Genomic DNA, 26,695 nt, shown 5'->3' on the forward strand with positions numbered 1-26,695 from the left:
ATAATACAATGTTATTAGCTGTTATGTCATTTGATAAAGAATATATATTAAAAGATATTGCAGAGCAATTTAATATAGATTATAGATTGGAAAATGTTCATGGAAAAATATCGAATAAAATATCTATTTTTTCTCTGGAGAAAATAAGTCATATTTTAATTGATATCAATGAAATATATTTTGATGAAGTAGATGATAGAATTGAAGCTGTAAAAACAATAAGACAAATATCACCGAAAGTGAAAATCGGATTTATTGCAAATGATTATGATTTAAAATCAGAAATGATTATTAAATTAAAAGAACTAGGTTTTAATGATATAGTTTTTTCCTCAAAAGAACAATTTTTAAAACCATTTATCATTGATTTTTTAAATGATAATTTAGATTCAAAATTAAATGTTGTGAAAAAACAAGAAAATGATAATCGTAAGGAAATTGATACAATAATTAATAATAATATAAACTTAGATAACCATAAAAAAAAATCTATATATACAATTGGAATATTAGGAAGTCAATCACGTATCGGTAATAGTACTGTGTGTATGCAATGTTGTCAATTTTTTAAATCATTAAATACTGATAATAATGTTATATATATTGAACGTAATGATTCCAAATTTATAGATGATATTAAAAATACATATGAAGATTATATAGAAATTAATAAAGAAGTTATTCAATATAATAATATTTATTTGGCAAAATCTATAAATGGCATTGCTAGTTTATATGATAAAAGTAACTTTATTGTATATGATTATGGTGCATTTAATAATAATATGGATTTATCAAGTTTTTTTGAAAAAGATATGAGTATTATAGTTCTTGGTAGCTCTCCAAGTGAAATGAAGTTTTCTAATCAACTATTACTTCATACATATAAATTTAAAAATGTTCATTATATATTTAACTTTGTTCATGAAAATGAAAAAGCTGATATTTTGTTTTATATGGGTGAACAGAGATATAATGTATCTTTTTTAGAATATACACCAGATATGTTTACATTTAATTTGAATAACATTAATATTTTTAATTATATTTTTAATAACATCATAACAAAATATGATAAAGGAAAAGAGAAAAAAGAAATTAAAAAGAATGAAAAAATAAGTAAATTTAATAATATTTTAAGGAAGAAACGAAAATGAGCAAATTTAAAAATACATTTATGATAAAAATTGAAGATGATATAAAAGAAGAGCAAGAACAAGCTAATTTACATAAAAAATACAAACATATTGATGAAAATGTTAAAATTGTTGAAAAGAATAATAATTATAAATTTACTATAAAAACAATAGCAAGTATTATTAGAATACTTAGTAATATTATTTTATATGTATTTGCAACAATAGGATTGACATCATTAATTATTATTGATACTCGAGTTTATTTGATTGATTTATTTTTTAATATTATCAATACTTATTTTTAAAAGAACAATATTTATTGTTCTTTTTTATTACAAACTTATTACAAACTTATTACAATATTATTGCAAATTTATTGCATATATTGTATAATATATTTATGAAAATAAGAATAGTATTATAGTGAGGTATAGAGATGAAAATTAGCAAAACTATAAGTTTTATAAACCATAAAGGTGGTGTAGGAAAAACCACTTCCTCTGTAATGGTAGCAAAAATATTAGGTGAATATTATAATAAAAAAGTATTATTTCTTGATTTAGACCCACAAGGGAACGCATCTTCAATTATGAATAATCCGTTAGATAATATTTATCAATTGTTTGTTAAATTAATTATCAATGAAGATACTAAAATTCTAAAATCTGATTATACGATTGAAGATATTTTAAAAGGTGACATAGAACCTAGTAAGGCAATTAAACATTCTGAATTTAAAAATGTAGATTTTATACCTAGTTATATTACATTAACAAATGTGGAAAATCTATTGAGTATTACTCATAGTGTTCCACAACAGTTCCGTTTAGACAACGAATTAAAGAAGATTAAAAGCGATTATGATTACATAATAATAGATTGTTCACCTAGTATAAATTTATTAAATACAAATGCTTTGGTTGCTTCTGATACTGTTTATATTCCGATGAACGTATCTTTATGGGCTATTGCAGGAATGATAAATGTAAAAGAAATAATAAAGCAGGTTCAAACATACTCAAATCTAAAATTAGGAGGAACATTTTTCACTATGTTTGAACCACGTAAGAAATTACATAAAGAAGTATTTAATACAGAATTAAAATATCGAAAAGAGGAATTTATTCCTGTTACGATAAGAAAAAATAAATTAATAGAAGATATATCTATTGAACAAAAATTAGAAATAAATTTTGATAAAGTTCAAGAAGAAATAAAATTAGAACAAGAATTAAAAACTTTAACTCAAAACTTACTGCATATAAATAATATTACAGAAAAAGAAAAAAAAGAAATTGAAGAAAAGTATAATTATTTACAAAGGAAAATAGATAATTCAAAATACAAGGCTGTCATTGATTATATAAAACTTACAAATTATATTATAAATAATTAATTAGGAAAGGAAAAATTAAATATGGCAAGAAAAAAGAAAACATTTGAAGAAATGATGAATGAAGCATTTACTCAAGTGAAAAAAGAAGAAATCAAACCTGAAGAAAAAGTATTTTCTATTGATAATTTATTAAATAAAGAAAGTCAAGATATTACAAATAATGCAATGAAAATTGAGTTCATTCAATTTGATAAGTTAGTGAATTCAAAGCTTGATGATTTTTCAAAAGATTTAGTAGAAGATTTACGTATTTCTATTGAGGAAAGTGGCTTAAAAACACCTTTAACAGTATATAAAAATACTGAAGATAATTATGTTGTAGTAAGTGGTAATACACGTTTAATGGCACTTAAAGAAATTAGAAAAGAAGATAATACTTTATTTGCATATGTTCCTGTTATTATTATTGATAAACCTAAAAATGATACTGAAGAAAGATATTATATTTCTATCTATAATCAACAAAGAGAGAAAAGTGTTAAAGATAAATTTATAGATTTTAAAGCATATTCAGATTACTTTGATTTATATAATCAAGATAATAATTTTACTAAAAAAGAAAAAACTGATTTTCTATGTTCAAAAATGGGTGTATCTAGAGAAATAATAAGAAGATATAAAATTATTTTAGAAAAGGGGACTGATACGTTACAAAATTTATGCAAACAAGAAGTTATTTCTATAAAAGACGCATCCGATATTGCAAAATTGTTACCTGTTGAACAAGAAAAAATATTAATAAATATAAATGATAACAATATAACAAATGAAATAAATAAATATTCACCAAATAATGCAATAAAAAATGAAGTAAAGAACGAAATTAAAAAAGTTATTACTAAAAAAGAAAAAAAGAAAGAAAAGAAATTAAATATAATAAAAATAAAAATGAAAGATATAAAAAATTATATTCCATTAGATGTTATTGAAAAAGGAGAAAAAGATATAATTAATTATTTAATCAATGCATTAATAAAGGAAGATAAGCAACATGAATAATAAGTTAATATATTCAGTACGTGTATCAGTTGATGTAAATAAAATTATAGAAGATTTAAAACTAACAAATATGATAAATAAATCAGTTCTGTTCTCTAATGCAATTGAAAATATAACTGATGATGAAATTAGAGATAACATATATAAAAAAGTTTTTAATGAAAAAAAACAAAATATGTCATTTTCTATTGATACACATACAAAAAATTTATTAAAATCAAAAGCAAAATCAAACAATATTAGTATCGCACGATTAGTTGAAATTGCTTTATTCGTTGAAATAAACAAAATAAAGGAATAGAATATCTATTCCTTTTTTTGATTCTTGTTATATTTTATCCATTTTAATAATGTTGGATATGAAATATTTAATGCTGCAGCTACTTCTTTTTTACTTATTTCTCCATTTATTATTTTATTGAAATAAATATTAAAATCTTTTGGTATTTCTAATGGCGGACGTCCAAATGTTACTCCTCGTTTCTTTGCCGATATAATACCTTCCTTTTGTCTTTCTTTTATTTTTTTTCTTTCCAGTTCTGCTACATAACTTAAAAGTTGAAGTACAATATCAACAATAAATATATTTGTTAAATCATGGTTATTTTCAAATGAGCTTAGTAGTGGCATATCAATAACAATGATATTTATCTTTTTTTCCTTCGTAAGTAATCTCCATTGTTGTAAAATTTCATCATAATTTCGACCTAGCCTATCAATACTTTGTATAATTAATGTATCATTTTCTTTTAGTATTTTTATTAATTGAATGTATTTTGGACGATTAAAATTTTTTCCACTTGCAACATCTATAAAAATATTTCTCTTTTCAATATTATATTTTTCCATTATATCAATTTGTCTATTAATATTTTGATTTTTTGATGATACCCTCACATATCCATATCTCATTTCAAATTTTTCACCTCAAGTACTATTATATATTATTTTAAAAAAAATAAAAAAAAACTTGAATATGTCGCTTTATCGTGCTATAATAATATTAAGAAAGGAGGATAATATAAAGAAAAATTAAGAAAGGAGAAAAAAATGAACAAAAAAAAAGAATTTGTCCCTGCTGTTATACAAAGAACAAACTCTAATATCACACACTTAATTATAACAAAAAAAAGAAGAAAATACAATATTATTTTATTAAAGAAAGTAATTGTTCCTTTAATATTAGACTTAATTCTTTTTTTTATCGGATATGTATTATTTGAACAATGTATAAGAGCATTTGCTAAATTGATAATTTTATTAAGTAATATTATTTATTAGGAGTATAAAAAATGGAAGAAATAAGAAAGAAAGTTTTTAATAAAGCATTAAATGAATATAAAAAAATGGAAAAGCAAAGTAAAGAAGGAGAAATAGATATTTCTTTATATGAAATGATAAATAAAACAGATTTTCTTCTTTATATACAAAAGTATTTTGATATTAAAGTAATTGAAAAATTAGATGAAATGGAAAATCCACTATCCTATTTATATGATTTTTGGTTTTGGTTATATATGGAAAAAAATAATTTTTTTGAAGAAAAATATAAATTGATAGAAAGTAAACTATTAAACAACTAATATATACTTCACTATCACAGTGAAGTATATAAAGTTTTTTATTAAAGGAGTATAAAAATGGAAGAAATAAGAAAACAAGTTTTAAAAAAAGCATTAAATGAATATAGAGAATTAAACAATTCAACAATAGTAATGAATATGTTTGATGCTCATGAATTAAGTAATAAAAAAGATTTTATTTTTTATATAAAAGATAAATTTAATATTCAAACATTAGAAATATTAAATATGTTTGAATATCCGTTATCATTTTTATACGATACATGGATTGATATAGATGATTGCTTTTTTGAAGAAAAATATAAGTTAATAGAAAATAAAATTTTATCATAAATGTTATATACTCCACTTTATTAGTGGAGTATGTAATAAAACTTTTTTTCTTATTAGTAGGAGTAAAATATATGGAAATAAAAGAAAAAATAACATTTAAAGATTTTTTACATAGAAAAAATATAACTGTGTATTCATTATCAAAAGCAACAGGAATACCAAGAACAACTATCATTGATTGGAAAAATAATAAAAGAAATTTACTGCAGACAAGTTTATTAAATTTAATTAAACTATCTAATTATTTTAATTGTAGTGTAGAAGAATTATTAGAAGAATTGTATTATGTTTAAGGTTTTTCAAAAATTTTATATTTTTGAATTACCCTTGAGGGTGACAACTCAGATAGAGTTGTCGGGTGGTAAGGATTTATATAAATAATAAAAGGAGTAAAAAAATGAAAAAAAATATTAACTATAAAAAATTGACCAAATGGAGAAATAATATATCTTTATTTAAAGATTTAGAAAAAGGATTGATACCATTATTATATGCTTTAATTTTTCTTATCTGTGTGATAAAATTTGGTAGATTTGCTTTCGTTATTGTACTAACATTACTTATTTTACATATATGCCTTAAAATATTATTCATAAATAAAATTACCATTTTTAATTGTTTATCCCAAGAAGTTAGAAATTTTGAGGGAAGAGAATTTTTAGAAAATATCATAGATAATAATATAGAAAGTATTGTTATTACTGACCATTATGATATTATTCCATTAATTAAACATGAAAGTTATAATAACCCTTATAAAAAGATAATACATGATAAAGACCACATTAAGCATATTGTATGCTGTTTAGATAATAAATCATTTAATAAATTTATTAACTCAAAAGAGTTTAATATTATTCAAGAAATTTATAAAAAAAATATTATAAATACTGAAGAAGAAAGTCGTATTAATAATATTAAACGCTTAATTTAATTTCTTAATGTTAAGATAAATATTAATTTTTTCTTATTAGTAGGAGTTGAATATATGGAAATAAAAGAAAAAATAACATTTAAAGATTTTTTACATAAAAGAAGTATATCAGGATATAAATTGTCTAAAATTACAGGTATTCCTAAAAGTACAGTAGACAGTTGGTTACAAGGAATGCCTATATATAAGGCAAGAGTATCAAATATACTCAAAATATCAAAAGCATTAAATATATCATTATCTGAATTAATTAATGAATTATATGCAATAAAATAAAAAATGACGTCGTGAGAAGCTCTTAAATCCATTTTTTATTAATGAAACATACTCATATCTATATAAACTATTTATAAAGATAATAAGATTATAATAATTATAATATTAATAGGTGAAAATAATGTTATTAAAAGAAGAATGCAATTTAGAAAAAAAGTATAATGGTGTATATTATACACCTTTAACAATAGCTACGTGTATGGTTAAATTCTTTAAACATGATAAATATATAAAAACAGTATTAGAACCAAGTTGTGGGAATGGTATATTTCTTAAGGCATTAGTTAACGAACAATTAATTGAACAATATAATAAAATAACTGCTGTTGAAATTCAAAAAAGTGAAGCAGCAACGTTAAGTAAAACATTTAAAAATAATTCAAATATATCTATATACAATGAAGATTTTTTTGAATTTTATAAAAAAAATAAAAACAAATATGACTTAATATTAGGTAATCCACCTTATATACGTTATCAATATATTGCAAAAAAACAACAAAATAATATGATAGATGTTTTAACAAGTAACGGAATGAAAAGCAATAAACTAATTAATATATGGGTTGCTTTTATAGTTGCTTGCGTAAACATGTTAAGTAATAATGGTAAAATTGCTTTTATAATTCCTTCAGAAATATTATATAATGCATATGCAGAAGATCTACGATTATTTTTATACGAAAAATTATCAAAAATAACATTAATAACATGTCAAGAACGAATTTTTTCAGATATTGAACAAGAAGTACTTATTTTTATTGGAGAAAAAGGTGATTTAAGGAAAAAAATAAGAATTATCGAATTAAATAGCCTTAAAGAATTAGAAAATATTAATATAGATAAAGATAATTTTCAAACACTTAATAACGGACATGAAAAATGGACAAAATATTTTATTTCAAAACAAGAAAATCAATTACTTACGGAATTAAAAAAAGATAAAAGATTTCAAACTTTAGGTGAAACAGGAATTATTAATGTAGGAATTACCACAGGAAATAATAAATATTTTTCAATAAATAAAGATATTGTTGATACATACGATTTAACTAATGTTGTAAAGCCATTAATAGGAAAAAATGCACATACACATAGTATATATTTTAATATTGATGATTGGGAAAAAAATGTAAAGAAAAATAAAGATGCTTATTTAGTTGATTTTTCTAATATACCTTTTGAAAATTATTCGTTAGGACAGAAAAAATATATTCAACAAGGAGAACGACAAGGAGTAAATAATAGATATAAATGTAAAATTAGAGAAAAATGGTATCAAATACCATATATATGGATACCTGATGCTTTTTTTCTTCGTAAAAGTTATTTATATCCTAAATTTATATTAAATTGTTGTAAAGCTGTTTCTACAAGTACTATGAATAGAGTTAAATTCAATAATGGTATTGAACCTGAAAGAATTATTTTATCGTATTATAATAGTATTTCCTTCGCTTTTACTGAAATAAATGGGCGATGTTATGGTAGGGGATTATTAGAGATACTACCAAAAGAAGCAGGAAACATTTTAGTTCCTATTTTAGATTGTGTTCCAATAGATAAAATTAGAGAAGTACTATATCAAGTAGATACAATTATACGAAATAAAGAAAATATTGAAAAGGCTTTAATTCTTGTAGATAAAAAAATTCTAGAAGATTACTTAGGTATCAATAACGAAATATGTTATCAAGTGAGATATATATGGAAAAAATTACAACATAAAAGATTAAAAAAGAAAAAAAAAAAGGAGAGATAAACTAATCTCTTCTTTTTATATTAATACTTCAACTTTCCACTAAAGACAAGTTTAAAATAAAGTTATAACTTTATTTTATTAAGTCCGGGTATAAATTTAATAAAGTATTTTTAATATTTACTTTTTTTTATTAGGTATTGTTTTAACGGCCATTCTAATTTAATTTATTAAATTAGGTGCTGTTAAAACATACAATACTATTTTAATAAAACATTGTAAAACATTGTAAAAAAAAGTAACAACAAGTAAAAAATGATTAAAAATATTGACAAATATATATTATTATCATAAAATGTATATACAAATATATATACAAATATATATACAAAAGCCATAACATATAGAGTGGCACTTTATTGTTAATAGTTTTAAAAATAACTATCCTTATAATTTTGGTCGATTTGTTGGATAGTTATTTTTTTATTGTTTCTACCAATTTGGTTAAAGAAATAATGATTGATAAAATCATTATGTAATATAATATGGTCATGACATCACCTCCTGTCAATATATTTAAAACCTCCTTTACTTTGAATTAATAATATCATTACTAATCCTCCTTTCAGGTAAATTCCAAATATATAACAAGAAGTGCCACCCTCATACTATAATTCTATGGCAAAACATATTATAGCATATGATTTTATAAAAAGCATAATTTTATATACAAAAAATTCTAAATTTTTTAATAAAATAAAAAAAATGACTCAATGAGAGCCATTTTAAGCGATTTTTTAAATATTATATGTATATTTATATCATAAATTCCTTATATTTCAATTAGTAAAATATTCAGGATATAAATTATATAAACCAATATAAAATAATAAATTAAATAATTGTGTTTTTGTAATACCAATATTTACAGCAATTTTTGTTAATAATTCATATAGTTGATGTGGCATTAATATCGATGTTTGTTCTTTATTTGCACTTAAAAATAACTTTTTATTATTTAATATTTTCATTAACATCATTCTTTCTTCAATTATTATATTCATATTATCTGAAATATATACATATTTGTGCAAAGTAAAATAAATTAATTCTAAATATATATTAGTTTTATTTATGTTTTTTTTATTAGCAATATTTGTAATAATTCTTTTAATATCTGTGTTTATATTTAACAATACGATTTTTTTATCTCACTATTAAAATTTTTACTTAATAAAAGTTTCAATTAATTACTCCTAAAATGTACAATATATTATCAAAATATGTTATATATAATTTATTATACTATAAAACTACAATATTGTACATATTATTCTATCTCATATTCTTCATCTATTTCATAATATTTTTCAGCTTCTTTTTTAAATTCTTCTACTTGCAAATTATGTCGTATCGGGTACATATCTTCAGCAGTTAACTCAGGTTTTGCATACTGAAATACATCTAACTCTGCTCCTAAGCCATAAATAATTTGAGTTAATTGTGCTGTATTAAAATATTTTTTTAACACAGCATTTGACTCCACTAAAGAACGATAATTGATATCCTCTGTTTTATTCTCGATTATGTTATTTATTGCATTTTTAATTTCATATGTTATATTTTTTTCTCGTTCGTTTGTACAATTTTTCATTATTTTCTTCTCCTTTTTCTATCTATCTATAACAACAATACCATTAATACCAGTATTAACTACTTGTTCTCCTATTTCTTGATTTACTTTATACTCATCTTTATCTTTTTTTATCTCTAGTTTTGTAATTAATGCACTTTCGGTCAATACATCATCCGTTTTATCTATAACACGTGAAAAAACTACAACATCGAAAGTTGTATTAGTTTTTTTTAATAAATAAACTTCCTTTACAAATACATCTGTTGATGTTCCTCCAGTAGTCATAGTATCATCACCTTTATTATTATCAATTACCCCCAATTGTTCTTTTTTTTGTAAGTATAAACTTTCCGTAGATAAAGGCTTTATTTTTGATAATATTTTCTGACTTGAATAGTTATCTTTTTCCATTGTTATAGTTGCTTCGACATAATTTTTTGCTACAACACTAATTTTATTTTCATCTATATCATTATTATCATCAAATTGATTTATATTTTGTTCTGTTGTATAACTTTCTATTAATTGTGATTGTAAATTATTAATTTCATTTTTTTGTTTAAAAAAGATTATCAGTAAAATAAATATAATGATTAAAAATAATAAAAATACTGATAAAAGAAAAAATTTATTATTTATATATTTCATGTTATTCTCCTTTTTATTTCCTATTATATGTACAATATCCAGTAACACCACGTACAGATTGGTCAGAATATGAGCCAACAAATGAAGTGGAATTAGAGTATGTTCCTCCAAATGAACGGTTACCTTCAATTGTGTATAAGGTATTTCCTTTTCTTCCTGCAACAATACCGATATGCCCTTGTCCGAATAAAATAACAAAATCCCCTGCTTTAGGAGTATATCCACTACTTGCTGAGTGATATTGTCCTTTTGCTTGAAAATTGTCTACTACGGTAGGAACGTATGGATGAAGTGGTGCAACTTCTCTGCTTAAACCAACTTTGTCTGCACAATACATACAGAATAAAGTACACCATGCAGCATCTCTTCCATATCCGTATTTTGATTGAAATATTGCTCCATTTTGTTTTTTATCAGCATAATATTTTGCAACTTGAACAATATCACTTCCATTTATATCTGAAATTCCTGCTTGAGAAATAGAAATATAATAGTTATAAACTAAAGTTGCATATTGTTTTGATGAAATGTGAATTGCATTAGGTTCTATATCATCAAAATACATTGCTAAAGACTCTTTTATCTTATCTTCGTCTTTAATTGACTTAACATTTAATTTTTTAAAGTTAGTTGAAACAAATTTTATTCCACTTTGAATAGAATGCTGTTTATTCGTACATCTATTATTAACACAATAAGTACAATGTTTATCATGCTTTTTATGATAAAAAATATTCATTGGGTCAGTACCAATTTTTATATTATAATCAGCATGAACCTGTATCATTGATAAAAATAAATCTACAAAACCATCTTGTTTTGATTTGCTTATTCCATTTTCTTCTAAAATAGGAATACTATATTGTTCTACTAATGTTCTACATGCTTCTACTTCTTTGTTAAATTCAAAATCTTTAATAATATTACCTGTTGACATAAAAATTGCTGATAATATTGAAGTAATTATCATAAATACAATAAAAAATGGTATGAAAATTTTTAATAAAATTTTTATTAATTTAAACATAATTTTTACCTCAATATTATTTTAGTTGTTGTAAAAAGTCTTTTTTCCATTGTTCATATTTTTCTTGTTCTGTATTTTTCATATATAATACAGATATCCATATACCTATTAGAAAATTGATATTTTTATCTTTTATGTGTAAATAATAATCTTCGTTATCGTTAATAATATCTAAATCATATACAGAATCTATTTTAAATAAACATTCAAATAGTTCATGTTTATTTAAAGTTTCAACTTGGGAAAAATCATAATCAAATATATTACTTAATTTTCGCATCGTTGATATTCTAGGTTTTATTTTGTTTTGTTCAATATTAGATAAACTGGCTTGAGTTATATTTAATAATTCTGCCAACTGTATTTGTGTATATCCCCTTTCAATTCTTTTCATTCTTATAATATTTCCTATTTCTTTTGTCATTCTTATAATGCTCCTTATTTTTTATCATGTATCAGTCCTAAAGTAAACAAACACAATACCAAACCTAAAACAGCAATAGTTAGGATAACATCAAATAATGTATTAAAAGTATTATTATCTGATGTTATAGGTGATTTTACATCACCATATACTTTAACTGTTAGATTCTTTGATACTTTCATGTCATCTTCAGCAGTAATACTGATATTACTTACTCCTATTTCTTTTGCTTTGATTTCTCCACTACTATTTATTGTCGCTATTTTATTATTGTTATTATCAAAAATTAAAGTTTTGTTTGTTGCGTCTTTTGGAAGAATATCTAAAGGTAAAACAATTGATGTTCCCTTTTTCATCAATAAAATATTATTTTCTGTATCATAATTAATATCATCATTTCCATTGATAGATATTAATAAATTTGCCATATTAATTTTTATATCCGTAACATATTGATTTACTGTTAAATGACAACTGTCTGATAAATTAGTTCCATCAGTTGTCGCTACAACAATATCGCACTCCCCTGCTTTTACAGGTGTGATAATACCAGTATTTTCATCAATTGTCGCTACTTCAGAATTACTACTTGTCCATTTTACAGTTTTGTTTGTAGTATCTTCTGGCAATACTTCATACTCTAAAGAAAAAGGGCTATTGTTTGTGTATACAGTTTTTTCATCTTCAACATCAATAGATTTTGCGTACTGTTTTACTGTAACATCACATATCGCTGATATATCAGTTCCGTCAGCTGTTTTTACAATAATCTGACATTTGCCAGCTTTTTTACCTGTTACAGTTCCGTTTTCATCTACTGTTGCTATACTTTCATCTGTCGATTTCCATATAACACTTTTATTGACCGTATCTTCAGGTAGTACAGTTGCTTGTAGTTGATATGTTTCATCTACATATAATTCGATATTATCAGTATCTAATTTAATGTCATTTGCTAATCTTATTACTTCGATATCACATGTATCACTTAAATTTGTTCCGTCAGTTGTTTTTACTGTGATAGTTGCTTTTCCGTTTTCTTTAGCAACGATATTTCCGTTTTCATCTACTGACACAACATCAGGATTACTACTTTCCCAAAATACAGTCTTGTTAGAAGTATCCTCAGGTAAAACAGTAGCATTCAATTTTTCTGTTTTATCTTTTTCGATAATTAAATTATTTCTATCTAATTTAATAGATTTAGCATACTGTTTTATAACTACATGACATTCAGCTGTTATATTATTATCTTCAGTAATAGCTGTTATTGTACACTCCCCTGCTTTATTAGGTATAACTGTTCCATTACTTAAAACTGTTGCAACTGTTATATCATTTGATATAAATGATACATTCTTGTTTGTAGTATCTTCAGGAATAACCTTGTATATTAACTGATGTGGTAAATCATCAGTATACATAGTTAGTTCTTTTTCCATTTCTATGGCTTCAGGGTGTTGTTTTACTGTTATATGTGCTTTAGATGTTAGATTTGTTCCATCATTAGTCGTTGCAGTAATGTCGCACTCCCCTGACTTAATTCCTGTTACAGTTCCGTTTTTATCTACTGTTGCTATATTTTCATCTGTCGATTTCCATATAACATCTTTGTTAAACGTATCTTCAGGTGTTATTGTTGGAATAAGTTTATAGCTTTCTTTTGTATACAGTGTCACATTATCTGTATCTAAGGTAATTCCTTCAGCTTTTACTTCTTCCCAGTTGGCAGTAACAGTTGTATTCGCAGTTCCTAATGTCAATACATTATCTTGAATACTACTTCCAGTGCCAGAAACAAACCAACCTTTGAAAATATAACCTTTTCGTACAGGTGTGTTTAATTGAATAGTACTTCCCCACCTTTGTCCTTCAATGACATCATTATTTTTATATGTAATACTATCTATGTTCATTGTTGCATTACTACCCAAATTTAAGGTAGTATCGTATTTTTTTCTTGTAATTTTTAAAGTAGTAGTTTTAGGCTCTAACGTATTTGAAGTTCCGGAATAAGAATTACTATTCCATTGTATTGTATCTGGTTGCGACCATGAATATGATGTACCATGATTAGAATATGCATTGTATTTAGCAGTGGCAGTTCCAAAAGTTCCGTCTGTATTTTCGTACTGTGCATTAATAATATTTTTTGTTTGTAATGTAATTTTGGCAATACCATTTACACAAGTATCACTGTTTCCTAAATGTGCATTGTAAAATAAATTTATTCGTATTAAAAAATGACCATCTGCTACTCCCATTGTTGTTGGTTCTCCAACATCAGAATTATAGGCAAAACTTGCGTCTGCTTTTACTTCAAATTCACCAACTTCATTCCAATTATTCCAGTTGTTATCTTCATTTGGTTTTTTATATGTAAAATCCATTGTTGTCCAGGTATAATTATCAGCTGTACTTGTTTTTGTAACTACTTGATTTTTAGATAATGCAATTCCATGATTATTCGTTCCACTCAGTGATAGTGTTATCATTTGTGATGTATCATATGATAAACTTGATGTTTTTATTGAAACTTTAACTTGACTTGAAATATTGCTTTGCATTTTTATAGTATAGTATCCAGATGAATATGCAAAATTACCAAACATAACAGGCTTATCATATTCTTTTTCTGCATATTTATAATATGGCATAGATGTTTCATCTATTACATTCCCATTTTCATCAAATTGATATTCTACATTCGGCTCATTTAGATAAATAGATTTATCTAATATATATTTATAATCTTCATCAGATAAATTTGATAAGAACTCACCAATATCTTTTGCTTCATTTTTGTAAAAAACATCATCAATTTCTTTCACTGACATTTCTTTGTAATTTTTATTATCGAACATTTCACATTTAAAATATTCATCATTTGTTTCTGTTTTCGCTAAAACATTGTTGCCTATAAAGAAACAAAAAAGTAAACATATTAATAATGTAGTTATTTTTTTCATATGTGTTTTGTTCCTTTCTTCTAAATTTCATATTCATATAAAAGAGCAATATACTTATATTGCTCTTTTTTAGGGATTAAATATTGACAAATGACAAATGCTTTCCCACCTCTTTACTTTCCCTCCCTTAAAAGCATTTTAAATTTTATGTATTCGTAAAATAAGGTTAAATTTATCATTAAAATAAATTTCATATTTTAAATGATTTTTTCTAACAGAAATATGTCCTTTGCTACATAATTCTTTTACCATCTTATTATTTATATATTTGCCACATATTTCTTTTTGTATTTTCATACCACAATATTCACAAACATAATTTGATTGATGTTCTAATATATTACTTTTACATTTAGGACAGCTACAAACATGTTTGCCATACTTAATATTTAAAATATTTTCTATTATATTTCCATAATCATTTTGTAATATATTTTGATAAACTTTTTCTTTCATCTTTGTTTTTTCATAGTAATTCATAATTATAATTGTTTCCTTGTTTTCATTTGATGAACTGGATAAAAATCCAGTTCATCTCAATCATCTCAAATATTAAAGGAGAAATTATTTATTTTGTAGGGTATAAATAAACGTGTAATGGAACAAATGTTTAAAAGTACTAAAAATTTATACCCTACGTATATATCAAACACTATGCGTGTTTTGACCTTTAGGTTGTGATAGATTTATATAAAATATAAATCTATCACGACATGTACGTATTCGATAGAAAATACGTATTTGATAGAAAATATATATAACAAAACTAATATTTTTATTAGTTTTATTAGCTAATTAGTTAATCATTTCTTGTTCTTCATCATCTTCATCTTGATTTTTATTTTTCTTTTTTTTAAGGAGCATAATTATTATTGCAATTAATCCTGCTAATAATACAGCTCCAGCAATAACTGCCATAACAACATGACTTTTATTTATTTCAATTCCTCGCCACGTATACACAGCTGTTAATTTAACTGCTTTTGCGTCTGGTAATTCAATTTCTTGCTCATATATTGCTTTATATTTTGCTTGATATCTTTGACCATTAGCAATAGCATTCCTGTATGTTACTCCACCTTTAGTAAATTCTTTACCTACCCATTTAATAGAGTTAATTCTATATTTATCAGTAGGTAAATCTAAATAATTTACCAGTGCTTCTTCTTTTCCTGTAATATCAGGAACAGAACCGTCTAAATTATGTTTTAGATAATGTGTTTCATCAATTTGATACAATGCACTTCCGTACCCTTTAAACTGCATTGTCGGATTAAATCCATTTCGCCAACTCCAATCATCAACGACTTGAAGTTCTTTTACTTTTATTGCTACTTTTACAGCTTTATCTCCGTTCTTCTTTTGCTGTTTATCGACATTAATAACATCTTTTGAAGGTTCTAACCCATTATCATAATAAGTAATTATTTTTGTCTTATCTGCATTTGGAACATTTACATCATATGTGAAATTTGTTTCCGATGTAACTTTAACTTTCCTATCAGTGATTTTATCTTCACTTTCTTTAATTTCCGTTAATTCCATTACAATATTTGCATTTTGATTATTTTGTGATATAAATGTTTCATCAAATGTTTTCTTTGTTTTTGCAACTTCATTTGGATATACAGTTTTAGATACTGTATATCTTTTAACTACTTCTTGTGTAAAAAAACCAGTATCTTCTGTTGATGATTTTATTGGTGTAGTATTCATGGTTTCATTATTACCACAACCTACCAATGAAACTACTAATAAAGAAGAAAATAATATTGATATAACTTTTTTATTTAATTTATTCATTATCATTTTCCCCCTTTTCATCACTATTTTCTATATGTTCTTTTTTTTCATAAATTTTTATATCTTCATCATTATCAGGGTCATCAGGATTATTTTTATTTTTTATATCAAAAAACATATATATTAATCCAATTAAACATAGAGCTGAACATAAGAATAAACTTATCATTTCATATAACGATAAACTATCACCTGTCTTAACTGATACTCCATATTCATTTACATCTTCATTGTGATTTAACCAAACACTTCCTATTTTAGCTTTGTTTTTTATTTTAATATATACATCTTTTTCAATTAGTTTTTCTTCAGTATCGTTTGTTTCATTTTGTATATTATCTTCGTTGCTTCCTAAATCTAAATCATTCATTAAAGATAGTGAAGTTAGATTATTTTCTAAAGTTAAACTTCTACCTTTATGGATATTATTAATATTATCTTTTAAATCTTGATTATTTTCTTCTTTGTTTTCTGTCTGTTCTTTTCTAATATTAAAATAATATTTATTAGTGTCTAAAACAAATCCACTTGGTGGTGTTTTTTCGATAATATAGTATTCTCCATACCATAAATCATTAAAACTTGCTTTTCCATTTTTATCTGTGGTAATTGTTGTTACCAACATATCTTGTCCCAATTTAATATTTTCTAATGGAATATTTAATTGCAAATCTTCATTCATTTTGATTGATATAATTAAATCTTCATTAGTTTTATTAATACGATATATTTCAAATTCAGCATTTGCTAATGCCTCATCTTGAATTGTTGGGTCAATCAAATTACCATTTTCATCTTTTGGGTAATCAGTTGTTTTTTCGATATGTACATTACCTTTTTTTATATTGTTTTCAAAAGTTACATACGTAGTATTTTCTATTCCTCCATATTTTGGTAAATCAACAATTTGTACTTCATTTTCTTCGTATCTGTCAGGTGTTAACTCGGTTATTTGATACTTTCCTGCCTTTTCCAATTCTAAATGCCATTTACCAACATCATCTGTTTCAACTATTTCAAGAAAATCAGTATTACCTGTTTCTTCATCTATTCCTTTTACTTCAAACTTTAAGCCTGCAATTACATCATCTTCCGAACGTTTTTCTAATTCTAAATGATGTTTTAATTCATTATAGAATTTAACAGTTACCGTATATGATTCTGTATTATCAGTTGGTAATTCAACTATTTGTTCTTTCGGTTGAATATAACGGTCAGGCGTTTCTACTTCTGAAATTTTATATTTTCCACCTTTTGTTAAATCTTCTACTTTAAATTTACCATTTTCATCTAATGATACAGTTCTGTCATAATCCATATTGTTTGTTGTTTCATCTATTCCCTGTATCCTAAATTTCATGCCTTCAACGAATCCATCTTCAGATTCTTTTTCTAAATAGAATCGGTATTTCAAATTATTAATAAACTTCGTTGTTACACTTCGTCCTCCGTCTAATACTTTTACTTGCCTTGGTTTATTGTCGGAATTTTGCACGTATCTATCTGCAATATTCAACTCTGTTACAGTATATGTACCTTTTGGTAATGTTGCTGTGACAGTTCCTTTACTATTAGTTGTGACAGTTTTATTTATACTTGTTCCGTTATCTGCTGTACCTTTTATGGTATATTTCATGCCTTCAACGAATCCATCTTCTGCTTCTTTATCTATAATCAAATCTCCGTCTGATATATCCAATTTGAAATACATAATAATAGGGTCTTCCAATAAAATATCATACGTAATCATTTTTTGATAACTTCCTGATGTCATATAAACTAATTTCGCTTTATTTTTATATTTTTCTGTAGTATTAGAAGATTTAATTGTTACTCCACCATTTTTCATAGAATATGAAGCAGGTGCAGTAATTTTTAAAGAACTTGCAGTCTTTGAAAAAGTCAATCCAGTTGCAGAATAACTAAAGTTATTTGTAACACCTTTTGTATCTTTTAAAGTGACTTCATATTTATTAGTCGAACTATTCCACTTCATTTCGTAAGTTTTTGAAGAAGAACTTGACATACTAGCAAAACTTGGAATTTCATAAAATTCTACAATATCACTCCATAACTGCTTAGCATAATTGCTAGCACTATCATTTGCAATAAAACCATTTAAAATAGCATTACGTGTTGTACTATTATTATATGCATTTTCCATTATCATCCATATAACAGCTTGGGTTGCTGTTTGATGTGCTTGGTTGTTACCTGATGTATGTCCAAGTGCAATTGCAGCAGATAAATACCATTGCTGTTCAATGCTAATAGAAATTGGAGGTGTAGATGATGTATTATAGTTGCCACCTCCATTTATACTATGATTATCAATTTCAATACAATATACAGCTTTGCCACCTTGTTCATTTGCCCAATATAACGAAGTACTTGCTGTATGCTGTCTAAATGCAGCAGGCAGATTACCTGCGTTAGGGTTGTAGTTATATGCAGAGTCTGCTACTCTTGCACTTAACATAGTAGTAGCTCCTTTAACTACATTCATATTCATTGGTACTAAAAACGAAAACATGAATACTGCCATTAGTATTATTGTTATTTTTTTTCTAATATTTTTTAAAATGTACATATTTCCTCCTTTGTAATATATTTATAATATTATTATAGTATGTTTATAATATAATTATAATATATATTTATTATAATATTTTCAAGATAATTTCATATTTTTTTACTAAAAATTCCATTTTTTTTTATTAAGACATTTCTTATAAAAAAAATAGGAAGTAAAAATACTTCCTATTTTTTTATTCCCACTAATTTGGTTATGTATGTAAAATTTATTTTTTTAATTTATCTAATATTAAAGGAATATTTACTTGTGTTGGCATAAACTTTATTCCTCTTTTTAACATTCCAATAACTTTTTTTGCTTTATGTTCGATTGTTTTAATATCATGTTCACTTGTTAATAATAAATGCTTTCCGTTAATAGTATATTCTCTTTTAACATATTTTTTTGTTATTGGAAAGATATCTTGAATTAAAAATACACTTAAATAACCATTATCTAATTTAGTTATATGAATAATATCACATGGTTTATTATTATTTATTTTTTTTTCCATTATCTTTTTATACTTATCAATTTTACTTGATAAAGGAATCATCCAATAAACTCCCAATTTATCATCTTTAAAACAATAATAATGAGGTCTATTTTCACCTTTATTTCCTTTTAAGTAAGGTTCTTTCATATCTAAAAAAAATTGCTCATCTATTATATAAAAACCTGTTTTTTTTATTTCTTCCATTTATACCTCTTATAATGAAAAATCCCCTATATTGCATATAGAGGATCTAAAACTTTCAACCCGACCATTTATATACCACATATCGGTCAGTGGTAAACTTTCAACCCGACCATTTATATACCACATATCGGTCAGTGGTAAACTTTCTTTTTTCAATTATATTATATGCAAAAATTCTCTAAAATACAATAGAAAAATGAATATTTTTACTATAACTAATTACCACAACTTGGACAATGACTTCCATAGTATCTTATACCACAATTATGACATACTGTTCCAAAATCAATTGTTCCTCCATTTATAGGAGTACTCCAACTACCACCTGAAGAACCGCCTGAGCTACCACCTGATGAAGAACCACCTGAGCTACCACCTGATGAAGAACCACCTGAATATCCACCTGAATATCCACCTGAGTATCCACCACCACTATATGTAGGAGCAGGTTCTTCTCTATTACAGCTTACTTTTTTACCTTCAGAATTTGTATAAGTGTATTTACCGTATTTTCCTGCATCTTCCATTTTCTTTAATGCTTTTTCTTTAGCCTCTTTATCATATGCTTTTCTTAATGAACTTTCTTTTGAAGTTGCTGTTTTAGTAGAAGAATTGGAAGTTTCTAAAATCATAATGCTTTGTTGTTTTGTTGTTTGTATATCTTTTGCAAGAACTTCTTGAGCTTTAGAATAATCACTATATAAAAATCCTGCAACAACTAAAATTGCTACTGCTACTATTCCAACTATCTTTTTGTTTTTTAGTAAATTTTTCATTTTTTCTTTCATTTTTTTATCTCCTTTTAAAATATTTTATCGACTTTAAAGAATAACTCTTTTATTTATGTTTTACCCATTTAGTTAAATTTTGTTCCATATTAATTTTCCCCTATTATGATAATATATTATCAATACAACATTGGTTTATTTTTCTTTGCATAGATTCCATATCTCCTTTATATATCGAATAAATATTACTATCTTTTAACTTATATACAAATTTATAAAATAAATCATCATTTAAACTACAAATAAAATGTTTCATTTCATTTTCATCGTATATTATCTTTTTATAATGATTATTATATTCTTGACCTTTTCTTAATGGAATAATATCATAATTGTCAGTAATAACAATCCTATTAATATATTTTTCGATTATTTCTTCTAACTCAAAACCAACAAAATAATATAATGATGGATGTTCTTTATAATATAGTTTTTTATAATATAATGAACGATATGTTTTAAAACTTCTATTTTCCTTAAAAGCTTCTTTATATGTATTACTATTAGATACAAAAATACATAATAATACCATTATAACTATTGTTAATAATATAAACATTAAAAAATAAATAATTAGCGATTTAGTTAATAAACCTAAGATTATAGATACAAATAATATCAAGATGATTAAATTTTTTTCTAATATATCTTTCACATTGATATTTCTAATTTTAGTTATTTTTCCATAATCAATATTATTTTGTTTCTTCATTATATTCACCTCTAATATCTTTATTATAATGATTATTTTTTTGTAACATATCCATTATAAATGCAATTATACTTGCAAATGTGCAAATCAAAAATAGAACTGTTAATACTTTTTGAAATATAGCATATACTTGAAAATATTGAAGATCCATTTTTACAAATATACCAATTACATTTATTGCAATAATATTAATACAGCTCATAATAAAGTAAATAAAAAATTTATATTTATTATTTACTTTATTTACTATTCTTAATATTCCTAAAGATATAAATAAAATAACCATTAATAGTATCATTCCTTTGCCGATAGGTGTATCTATAAAATCTTTAAAATACACATTACCAACAATCAAAACAAGCATTACTAAAAAAAAATAAATTTTGAATTCATCTACTTTCATCTTTATCTCCTATTCAATGATATTTAATGAAGATATTTTAAATCAATCCTATGGCAAAACTATGTAAAGTTGTTAAACAAAATAAACATAGTACAATGAAAAAATACCTTTTTATATTATCTCTTTCTTCTTTTGAATGATTTTTATAATCATAAACCATATAAAACATTACTGCAATTTCAAGACAGGTCATTATCAAACCATATATATGTACAATATTTAACATCATATTACTTTCGCCTCTTAATCTTTTATATATTTACCTACATCATCACTAAATTTTTAATATTTAATAAAATGTTTTTATTAAATATCCCATTGTAAACATTAAAACAATACAAATAGTTGAACGTAACATTATTTTATCATATTCTTTATTTCTTTTTTCTTCTGATTCATTTTTAACATTATAATGTAATGATATTGTCTTAATAAAATCAAAAATCAAACAAAACGTAAGACAAGCATTTAATAATATACATATAGTTTTCATTTTATTTTTCCTTTACACTTTTTTGTAAATTTTGAAGTTTTGTGATAACTTCATCTCTCTTTTGAGATATTTCTTTTATATCTTCCATATAATTAATTTTCTTTAATTTATCTTTTTCTGCTACATACTTTTTATATGTTTCAGCCATTTGTTTTGAATATGTAGCAATATCTACATAATAATTCTGAACATTTACATATGCTTCAGGAGTATCTATATTTATAATATCTTCAGATTCCTTTATAAGTGTATCTGCAATTGTATTTGCATTTTTTGTTTGTTTTGATATTTCATTACTGAACTTTTCACTTGCTGTTTCATATTCAGCAACTTCTTTTTTTAAATTATTATAATATTCTTGTCCTGCTCTATCTTCTCTTGAAAAAACTTGACATCCACAAGTACCTAAAACTAACATTCCTGCAACTACTAAACTAAAAATTTTTTTTAACTTTTTCATAATTTTTCTCCTTTTAATAATTATTTATATTTAAAATACAACTAGGTTGTATTTATATGTAATACATTTATAATATATATATTTAAAATATTATTATCGTTCTATTTCTTCTTCATATTGATATTCATAATATATATATTCTTTATTTTCAATTATTTGTTTATCGTGATATTTATATTGTTCTAAATTTTCATATTGATATGAAACATCAATACCTTTCATATATACTTCTCTATCATTAATTTTATCTGTTAGAGCATTTTTTAATAGTATTTCAATTTCTAAATCATTTATTGGAGAACGTTCCATTGCTTGCAAATACAATGTTTTATCTACCTTACTCCAATCTATACACTTATTTATTTCTTTTTTTAAAATACAATCAAGCCAAATTCTAGTAGCACGTCCATTTCCCTCTCTAAAAGGATGTGCAATATTCATTTCAACATATTTGTCTATAATTTCTTCAAATGTATTTTGAGGCATCTTATCAATAATTTCTAAATTACTACTAAGAAATAAAACAGGTGCAAATCTAAAATTACCTTTACTTAAATTTACTGTTCTAATCTCTCCTGCAAATTCAAACACATCTTGAAATAAATACTTATGTATTTCTTGTAGCCCTTTTATAGTACCAATTTCAATATTATCAATAAAATTATTTTCAAATAACTCTAATGCTCTTTTTTTTGATAAAAATTCTTCTTTTTTTATATTCATAAGTATCCTTTCTTTAAAAATACAACTAGGTTGTATTTTTAATTATTTAGTTTAGAATTAATCATTATACTTTCCTTTATTTCACTATATTTTAAGTAATTAATTAAAGTTACATGTAAATATTTTTTTTATTTTATTATTAAATCATAAATTTCATTTATATTTTTACATTTATTAAATTCTATTTTAAATTTTAACATTTCTAAATCTTTTTCTTGAATAAAATCCTTTAACTTATTAAATTTACTCATTTTATCTAAATATAAATTAATAAATTCATCAGAAAACAAATTATTATTTTTTATAAATTTATCTTCTATTTCATAAATATTAGTAACATTTTCATCTTCAGAAAACATTCTTATATTTAAATCTATTCTTATAAATTCATCAGCTTCTTTTAAATTATTAAATATTAATTTCCTAAAATCTAAATACAATTCTTCTATGTCATCATTTATATTAAATATTTTATATTTATCAAAAAACTCTATATATTTAAAATCATTAAAAGTTGACGATGAAACATTTTCTTTTATATATTCAAAATCATCAAAATACTCTTTACTCAATAATTCAAAAAATATATTTTTTGAATTATTGATTGGATATGTTTTTAATGATGTATCTATGTAACTAAATATATTTTTAGTAGCAAATTTTTTTGCTTTTTCCCCTACAAAAAATATTAGATATAAGCTATATTTATTTTGCCAAATTTCAAATAATTCAATTCTATTTTGAATCATATTATCATCATCAATATTATAATTAATAAAATCACAGAAATTATTAAAATACTCATTTGATACAACATATTTAATATTTTCAATTTGTTTTTTATCAGTAATAATAAATTCTAATTTTTCTATTTTTCGTCCTATTTTTATTGGTTCCATTTTAACATTTAAATTCGTTTTTTCATTTATTTCTTGAAGTGCGGGATTTAAAACTCTTTCTTTTAATCTTTTAAATTCTTTATATTTATTTTTTTCGATAGCATAAAATTCTTTTATATAATCAGTAGAATATGTTACCTTATGTTTCCAAAGATTTGATTGACAAAGAAGATATAACTTCATTGTATATTTACATTTGAACTGAGAAATATATTCTTTTATAAATTTAAAATAATTACCCTTTGAATAAATATCCAATAAATAAGGCTTCATATCTTCATTAAATTTAAAAGTAAAAATTCCATTATGATACTCAGCTTGTCCAAAAATATTTTTTTGTTTATAGCTATCAGAATTGAGATCTTTAATTAAAATTTGAGCAGTCAATGCTTTTGAAGTGATAAATTCTTTTTTATTATAAACATAATTTTTACTTACATTGTTTTTATCAGCAAATTCAACTAAGCCTATATCAATATAATCAAAATTTTTTTTATTTATATCAACTTGTGCTAAAGCCGTTATAAATAATTTTTGTGAAACAAGTGGCATATCATATTGAGCTTCTGCCATTACATTTAACATACCTATTTGAGTTTGCGTTCTTTTCTCTAATAAATCGTATTCATATTGTTCTTTATCCATATTATTAACCTTGTTATATCTTTTATTAATCTTTTAATATATTTTTAGCATATAAATAAAATTATGTCAATAAAAATATTAATCTTTTGTAGCCCTATTATTAACTTTTTGTAGACCTAACGTTAACCTTTTGTAGTCCTGATTAATCTTTTGTAGTCCTAACGTTAACTTTTTGTAGTCCTGATTAACCTTTTGTAGTCCTAACGTTAACTTTTTGTAGTCCTGATTAACCTTTTGTAGTCCTAACGTTAACTTTTTGTAGTCCTGATTAACCTTTTGTAGTCCTAACGTTAACTTTTTGTAGCCCTGATTAACCTTTTATAAACCTAATATTAACCTTTTTTATAAAATTAAGGACTACAAAAAGTTAATTTTTTTATCATTAATTAATCTTTTGTAGTCCTTAATTTAATTTTTACAGTTCTCATTTTAATTTTTTGTAGTCTTTAACCTTTTGTAGACCTAATGTTAACTTTTTGTAGTCCTAATGTTAACTTTTTGTAGTCCTAACGTTAACTTTTTGTAGTCCTTTAAATTATATTTCTTTAAATTTTATTAACCTTTTGTAGACCTGACGTTAACCTTTTGTAGACCTGACGTTAACTTTTTGTAGCCCTTTAATTTCTAAAACCCTTTATTCATACAGGTTTCATAACTTCCTAATAAATAAATATAGATGATGATATACTATAATAAATAAATAAAAGATAGATATTAATATACTTTAGCTTTGTTCTAATAAATAAATAGACAGACTGAAAGACTAATTAAATAAATCTTTCTATCTATCTGAAAAAAAGATAATATATAAATTTTAAATTTAACTTTAACTTAAACTTAAATTTATATTTATTTTAATACAAGTTAAAGTTTATATAAATAACTAAAAGCAATTTAAAGAATTTTTTCTTGTAAAGCTATAATTACTATAAAAAAGAAAAAAAATGTCTTATATTACAAATGAGAGCCTCTGAGGGGTATATATTATATTATAATATATTCATAATATTTTCTATTTATAAATATTATCTAAATTATACTCTGGATATAAAGTTTTTAATGGTAATAAACATAATAAATTTGTTATATCAGAAACATTGCATGTAAGTAACTTTGTTAGGTCTAATATTGTTTTATATGTATGCATAGGTATTCGCATTGTTGTAGGATTTTCTTTATATTTTTTTGAAAATAAATTTATAATTGATAAAATATATTTTTTATTTGTTAAAACGTTATTATAGTTGTCAATATCATTAATGGAATCTAAAGAATAATAAATTAGTTCTAATCTAATATCTGTACATGTTCTTCCCTTTTTATCTGCAATATTTTTTATAATATTGTTTAATCTTCTATCAGGTCTAAATGTCATTAGATATCTTTCCATATTAAATCTCCTGTAAGTTAAAATAAAGTATACTTTTTTTT

32 protein-coding genes are annotated in these 26,695 nt (G+C 23.5%); 12 read left to right on the forward strand and 20 right to left on the reverse strand.

The window, feature by feature from the left end; genetic code table 11:
• Nucleotides 1–8: 8 nt before the first annotated feature.
• The 5 genes from V2W16_RS10795 (at nt 9) to V2W16_RS10815 (ending at nt 3,835) form a co-directional block, all read left to right on the forward strand.
• Nucleotides 9–1,157, forward strand: coding sequence for a hypothetical protein (locus V2W16_RS10795; RefSeq protein ID WP_329385744.1), 1,149 nt, complete (start codon nt 9–11; stop codon nt 1,155–1,157).
• Nucleotides 1,154–1,444, forward strand: a complete 291-nt coding sequence (locus V2W16_RS10800; protein ID WP_329385747.1) for a hypothetical protein — start codon at nt 1,154–1,156, stop codon at nt 1,442–1,444. The genes V2W16_RS10795 and V2W16_RS10800 overlap by 4 nt, the downstream gene beginning before the upstream one ends.
• A 131-nt stretch (nt 1,445–1,575) precedes the next feature.
• Nucleotides 1,576–2,535 (forward strand): ParA family protein, encoded by a 960-nt coding sequence (locus tag V2W16_RS10805; RefSeq protein ID WP_329385751.1) that lies wholly within the window; start codon nt 1,576–1,578, stop codon nt 2,533–2,535.
• Between the two features lie 21 nt (nt 2,536–2,556).
• Nucleotides 2,557–3,534 carry a ParB/RepB/Spo0J family partition protein gene (locus V2W16_RS10810; RefSeq protein ID WP_329385755.1) on the forward strand — a complete coding sequence of 326 codons (978 nt, stop codon included), beginning with the start codon at nt 2,557–2,559 and terminating at the stop codon, nt 3,532–3,534.
• A complete protein-coding gene (locus V2W16_RS10815; RefSeq protein ID WP_329385758.1) occupies nt 3,527–3,835 on the forward strand; it encodes a hypothetical protein in 309 nt (102 codons plus the stop codon). Before V2W16_RS10810 ends, V2W16_RS10815 begins: the two co-directional genes overlap by 8 nt.
• Before the next feature lie 5 nt (nt 3,836–3,840).
• On the opposite strand, the gene V2W16_RS10820 is transcribed toward V2W16_RS10815, so the two are convergent.
• Nucleotides 3,841–4,446, reverse strand: coding sequence for a recombinase family protein (locus tag V2W16_RS10820; RefSeq protein ID WP_329385760.1), 606 nt, complete (start codon nt 4,444–4,446; stop codon nt 3,841–3,843).
• A gap of 138 nt (nt 4,447–4,584) precedes the next feature.
• Between V2W16_RS10820 and V2W16_RS10825 the strand changes: the two genes are divergently transcribed.
• The 7 genes from V2W16_RS10825 (at nt 4,585) to V2W16_RS10855 (ending at nt 8,422) form a co-directional block, all read left to right on the forward strand.
• Nucleotides 4,585–4,815 carry a hypothetical protein gene (locus V2W16_RS10825; RefSeq protein WP_329385763.1) on the forward strand — a complete coding sequence of 77 codons (231 nt, stop codon included), beginning with the start codon at nt 4,585–4,587 and terminating at the stop codon, nt 4,813–4,815.
• 11 nt (nt 4,816–4,826) lie between these two features.
• Complete coding sequence (locus tag V2W16_RS10830; RefSeq protein WP_329385766.1) at nt 4,827–5,117, forward strand: hypothetical protein; 291 nt, start codon at nt 4,827–4,829, stop codon at nt 5,115–5,117.
• A gap of 57 nt (nt 5,118–5,174) precedes the next feature.
• Nucleotides 5,175–5,450, forward strand: coding sequence for a hypothetical protein (locus V2W16_RS10835; protein ID WP_329385768.1), 276 nt, complete (start codon nt 5,175–5,177; stop codon nt 5,448–5,450).
• 71 nt (nt 5,451–5,521) lie between these two features.
• Nucleotides 5,522–5,743, forward strand: a complete 222-nt coding sequence (locus V2W16_RS10840) for a helix-turn-helix domain-containing protein (RefSeq protein WP_329385771.1) — start codon at nt 5,522–5,524, stop codon at nt 5,741–5,743.
• Nucleotides 5,744–5,847: 104 nt separating this feature from the next.
• Nucleotides 5,848–6,384, forward strand: coding sequence for a hypothetical protein (locus V2W16_RS10845; protein ID WP_329385773.1), 537 nt, complete (start codon nt 5,848–5,850; stop codon nt 6,382–6,384).
• Between the two features lie 54 nt (nt 6,385–6,438).
• Nucleotides 6,439–6,660: a helix-turn-helix domain-containing protein gene (locus tag V2W16_RS10850; protein WP_329385776.1), complete on the forward strand. Its 222-nt coding sequence runs from the start codon at nt 6,439–6,441 to the stop codon at nt 6,658–6,660.
• Between the two features lie 121 nt (nt 6,661–6,781).
• Nucleotides 6,782–8,422, forward strand: a complete 1,641-nt coding sequence (locus tag V2W16_RS10855) for an Eco57I restriction-modification methylase domain-containing protein (RefSeq protein WP_329385780.1) — start codon at nt 6,782–6,784, stop codon at nt 8,420–8,422.
• A gap of 776 nt (nt 8,423–9,198) precedes the next feature.
• Here the strand turns inward: V2W16_RS10855 and V2W16_RS10860 are convergent.
• From V2W16_RS10860 to V2W16_RS10950, 19 genes are all read right to left on the reverse strand, one after another.
• The gene (locus V2W16_RS10860; RefSeq protein ID WP_329385784.1) at nt 9,199–9,423 is read right to left on the reverse strand and encodes a hypothetical protein; all 225 of its coding nucleotides are present in this window, start codon (nt 9,421–9,423) and stop codon (nt 9,199–9,201) included.
• Between the two features lie 266 nt (nt 9,424–9,689).
• Complete coding sequence (locus V2W16_RS10865) at nt 9,690–10,013, reverse strand: hypothetical protein (RefSeq protein ID WP_329385787.1); 324 nt, start codon at nt 10,011–10,013, stop codon at nt 9,690–9,692.
• 18 nt (nt 10,014–10,031) lie between these two features.
• On the reverse strand, nt 10,032–10,643 hold the full coding sequence (locus V2W16_RS10870; RefSeq protein ID WP_329385790.1) for a hypothetical protein: 612 nt from the start codon (nt 10,641–10,643) through the stop codon (nt 10,032–10,034).
• A gap of 13 nt (nt 10,644–10,656) precedes the next feature.
• The gene (locus V2W16_RS10875) at nt 10,657–11,613 is read right to left on the reverse strand and encodes a CHAP domain-containing protein (protein ID WP_329385793.1); all 957 of its coding nucleotides are present in this window, start codon (nt 11,611–11,613) and stop codon (nt 10,657–10,659) included.
• A 73-nt stretch (nt 11,614–11,686) separates the two neighbouring features.
• Nucleotides 11,687–12,094, reverse strand: a complete 408-nt coding sequence (locus tag V2W16_RS10880; RefSeq protein WP_329385797.1) for a helix-turn-helix transcriptional regulator — start codon at nt 12,092–12,094, stop codon at nt 11,687–11,689.
• Nucleotides 12,095–12,108: 14 nt separating this feature from the next.
• Nucleotides 12,109–15,063 (reverse strand): Ig-like domain-containing protein, encoded by a 2,955-nt coding sequence (locus V2W16_RS10885; RefSeq protein WP_329385800.1) that lies wholly within the window; start codon nt 15,061–15,063, stop codon nt 12,109–12,111.
• Nucleotides 15,064–15,201: 138 nt separating this feature from the next.
• Nucleotides 15,202–15,543: a hypothetical protein gene (locus V2W16_RS10890; protein ID WP_329385803.1), complete on the reverse strand. Its 342-nt coding sequence runs from the start codon at nt 15,541–15,543 to the stop codon at nt 15,202–15,204.
• Nucleotides 15,544–15,858: 315 nt separating this feature from the next.
• A complete protein-coding gene (locus tag V2W16_RS10895; protein WP_329385807.1) occupies nt 15,859–16,866 on the reverse strand; it encodes a hypothetical protein in 1,008 nt (335 codons plus the stop codon).
• The gene (locus tag V2W16_RS10900) at nt 16,859–19,456 is read right to left on the reverse strand and encodes an MSCRAMM family protein (RefSeq protein ID WP_329385809.1); all 2,598 of its coding nucleotides are present in this window, start codon (nt 19,454–19,456) and stop codon (nt 16,859–16,861) included. The genes V2W16_RS10895 and V2W16_RS10900 overlap by 8 nt, the downstream gene beginning before the upstream one ends.
• A 211-nt stretch (nt 19,457–19,667) precedes the next feature.
• Complete coding sequence (gene cptIN, locus V2W16_RS10905) at nt 19,668–20,141, reverse strand: type III toxin-antitoxin system CptIN family toxin (protein WP_329385812.1); 474 nt, start codon at nt 20,139–20,141, stop codon at nt 19,668–19,670.
• A gap of 215 nt (nt 20,142–20,356) precedes the next feature.
• Complete coding sequence (locus V2W16_RS10910) at nt 20,357–20,929, reverse strand: hypothetical protein (RefSeq protein WP_329385815.1); 573 nt, start codon at nt 20,927–20,929, stop codon at nt 20,357–20,359.
• A gap of 103 nt (nt 20,930–21,032) precedes the next feature.
• Nucleotides 21,033–21,641 carry a hypothetical protein gene (locus tag V2W16_RS10915; protein WP_329385818.1) on the reverse strand — a complete coding sequence of 203 codons (609 nt, stop codon included), beginning with the start codon at nt 21,639–21,641 and terminating at the stop codon, nt 21,033–21,035.
• On the reverse strand, nt 21,625–22,044 hold the full coding sequence (locus V2W16_RS10920) for a hypothetical protein (RefSeq protein WP_329385821.1): 420 nt from the start codon (nt 22,042–22,044) through the stop codon (nt 21,625–21,627). Before V2W16_RS10920 ends, V2W16_RS10915 begins: the two co-directional genes overlap by 17 nt.
• A 37-nt stretch (nt 22,045–22,081) precedes the next feature.
• Entirely contained in the window at nt 22,082–22,273 is a 192-nt protein-coding gene (locus V2W16_RS10925; RefSeq protein WP_329385824.1) for a hypothetical protein, read from the reverse strand.
• A gap of 60 nt (nt 22,274–22,333) precedes the next feature.
• Nucleotides 22,334–22,537, reverse strand: coding sequence for a hypothetical protein (locus V2W16_RS10930; RefSeq protein WP_329385827.1), 204 nt, complete (start codon nt 22,535–22,537; stop codon nt 22,334–22,336).
• A 1-nt stretch (nt 22,538) separates the two neighbouring features.
• Nucleotides 22,539–22,997: a hypothetical protein gene (locus V2W16_RS10935; RefSeq protein WP_329385830.1), complete on the reverse strand. Its 459-nt coding sequence runs from the start codon at nt 22,995–22,997 to the stop codon at nt 22,539–22,541.
• Nucleotides 22,998–23,090: 93 nt separating this feature from the next.
• Complete coding sequence (gene fic / locus V2W16_RS10940) at nt 23,091–23,720, reverse strand: protein adenylyltransferase Fic (protein WP_425353966.1); 630 nt, start codon at nt 23,718–23,720, stop codon at nt 23,091–23,093.
• A 128-nt stretch (nt 23,721–23,848) separates the two neighbouring features.
• Nucleotides 23,849–25,264 (reverse strand): replication initiation protein, encoded by a 1,416-nt coding sequence (locus tag V2W16_RS10945; RefSeq protein ID WP_329385833.1) that lies wholly within the window; start codon nt 25,262–25,264, stop codon nt 23,849–23,851.
• Nucleotides 25,265–26,276: 1,012 nt separating this feature from the next.
• The gene (locus V2W16_RS10950) at nt 26,277–26,654 is read right to left on the reverse strand and encodes a hypothetical protein (RefSeq protein WP_329385836.1); all 378 of its coding nucleotides are present in this window, start codon (nt 26,652–26,654) and stop codon (nt 26,277–26,279) included.
• Nucleotides 26,655–26,695: the final 41 nt, after the last annotated feature.

The sequence above is a fragment of the Anaerofustis butyriciformans genome (assembly GCF_036289385.1).
GTDB classification, from domain to species: Bacteria; Bacillota; Clostridia; order Eubacteriales; family Anaerofustaceae; genus Anaerofustis; species Anaerofustis butyriciformans.

Coding starts and splice junctions, on each gene's coding strand:
- V2W16_RS10820 (WP_329385760.1), bottom strand. CDS start 4,446: ATGAGATATGGATATGTGAGGGTATCATCAAAAAATCAAAATATTAAT.
- V2W16_RS10915 (WP_329385818.1), bottom strand. CDS start 21,641: ATGAAGAAACAAAATAATATTGATTATGGAAAAATAACTAAAATTAGA.
- V2W16_RS10795 (WP_329385744.1), top strand. CDS start 9: ATGTTATTAGCTGTTATGTCATTTGATAAAGAATATATATTAAAAGAT.
- V2W16_RS10805 (WP_329385751.1), top strand. CDS start 1,576: ATGAAAATTAGCAAAACTATAAGTTTTATAAACCATAAAGGTGGTGTA.
- V2W16_RS10840 (WP_329385771.1), top strand. CDS start 5,522: ATGGAAATAAAAGAAAAAATAACATTTAAAGATTTTTTACATAGAAAA.
- V2W16_RS10885 (WP_329385800.1), bottom strand. CDS start 15,063: ATGAAAAAAATAACTACATTATTAATATGTTTACTTTTTTGTTTCTTT.
- V2W16_RS10835 (WP_329385768.1), top strand. CDS start 5,175: ATGGAAGAAATAAGAAAACAAGTTTTAAAAAAAGCATTAAATGAATAT.
- V2W16_RS10870 (WP_329385790.1), bottom strand. CDS start 10,643: ATGAAATATATAAATAATAAATTTTTTCTTTTATCAGTATTTTTATTA.
- V2W16_RS10830 (WP_329385766.1), top strand. CDS start 4,827: ATGGAAGAAATAAGAAAGAAAGTTTTTAATAAAGCATTAAATGAATAT.
- V2W16_RS10865 (WP_329385787.1), bottom strand. CDS start 10,013: ATGAAAAATTGTACAAACGAACGAGAAAAAAATATAACATATGAAATT.
- cptIN (WP_329385812.1), bottom strand. CDS start 20,141: ATGGAAGAAATAAAAAAAACAGGTTTTTATATAATAGATGAGCAATTT.
- V2W16_RS10810 (WP_329385755.1), top strand. CDS start 2,557: ATGGCAAGAAAAAAGAAAACATTTGAAGAAATGATGAATGAAGCATTT.
- V2W16_RS10920 (WP_329385821.1), bottom strand. CDS start 22,044: ATGAAAGTAGATGAATTCAAAATTTATTTTTTTTTAGTAATGCTTGTT.
- V2W16_RS10890 (WP_329385803.1), bottom strand. CDS start 15,543: ATGAATTACTATGAAAAAACAAAGATGAAAGAAAAAGTTTATCAAAAT.
- V2W16_RS10945 (WP_329385833.1), bottom strand. CDS start 25,264: ATGGATAAAGAACAATATGAATACGATTTATTAGAGAAAAGAACGCAA.
- V2W16_RS10880 (WP_329385797.1), bottom strand. CDS start 12,094: ATGACAAAAGAAATAGGAAATATTATAAGAATGAAAAGAATTGAAAGG.
- V2W16_RS10895 (WP_329385807.1), bottom strand. CDS start 16,866: ATGAATAAATTAAATAAAAAAGTTATATCAATATTATTTTCTTCTTTA.
- V2W16_RS10910 (WP_329385815.1), bottom strand. CDS start 20,929: ATGAAAGAAAAAATGAAAAATTTACTAAAAAACAAAAAGATAGTTGGA.
- V2W16_RS10925 (WP_329385824.1), bottom strand. CDS start 22,273: ATGATGTTAAATATTGTACATATATATGGTTTGATAATGACCTGTCTT.
- fic (WP_425353966.1), bottom strand. CDS start 23,720: ATGAATATAAAAAAAGAAGAATTTTTATCAAAAAAAAGAGCATTAGAG.
- V2W16_RS10845 (WP_329385773.1), top strand. CDS start 5,848: ATGAAAAAAAATATTAACTATAAAAAATTGACCAAATGGAGAAATAAT.
- V2W16_RS10860 (WP_329385784.1), bottom strand. CDS start 9,423: ATGAATATAATAATTGAAGAAAGAATGATGTTAATGAAAATATTAAAT.
- V2W16_RS10855 (WP_329385780.1), top strand. CDS start 6,782: ATGTTATTAAAAGAAGAATGCAATTTAGAAAAAAAGTATAATGGTGTA.
- V2W16_RS10875 (WP_329385793.1), bottom strand. CDS start 11,613: ATGATAATTACTTCAATATTATCAGCAATTTTTATGTCAACAGGTAAT.
- V2W16_RS10825 (WP_329385763.1), top strand. CDS start 4,585: ATGAACAAAAAAAAAGAATTTGTCCCTGCTGTTATACAAAGAACAAAC.
- V2W16_RS10930 (WP_329385827.1), bottom strand. CDS start 22,537: ATGAAAACTATATGTATATTATTAAATGCTTGTCTTACGTTTTGTTTG.
- V2W16_RS10950 (WP_329385836.1), bottom strand. CDS start 26,654: ATGGAAAGATATCTAATGACATTTAGACCTGATAGAAGATTAAACAAT.
- V2W16_RS10850 (WP_329385776.1), top strand. CDS start 6,439: ATGGAAATAAAAGAAAAAATAACATTTAAAGATTTTTTACATAAAAGA.
- V2W16_RS10935 (WP_329385830.1), bottom strand. CDS start 22,997: ATGAAAAAGTTAAAAAAAATTTTTAGTTTAGTAGTTGCAGGAATGTTA.
- V2W16_RS10800 (WP_329385747.1), top strand. CDS start 1,154: ATGAGCAAATTTAAAAATACATTTATGATAAAAATTGAAGATGATATA.
- V2W16_RS10815 (WP_329385758.1), top strand. CDS start 3,527: ATGAATAATAAGTTAATATATTCAGTACGTGTATCAGTTGATGTAAAT.
- V2W16_RS10900 (WP_329385809.1), bottom strand. CDS start 19,456: ATGTACATTTTAAAAAATATTAGAAAAAAAATAACAATAATACTAATG.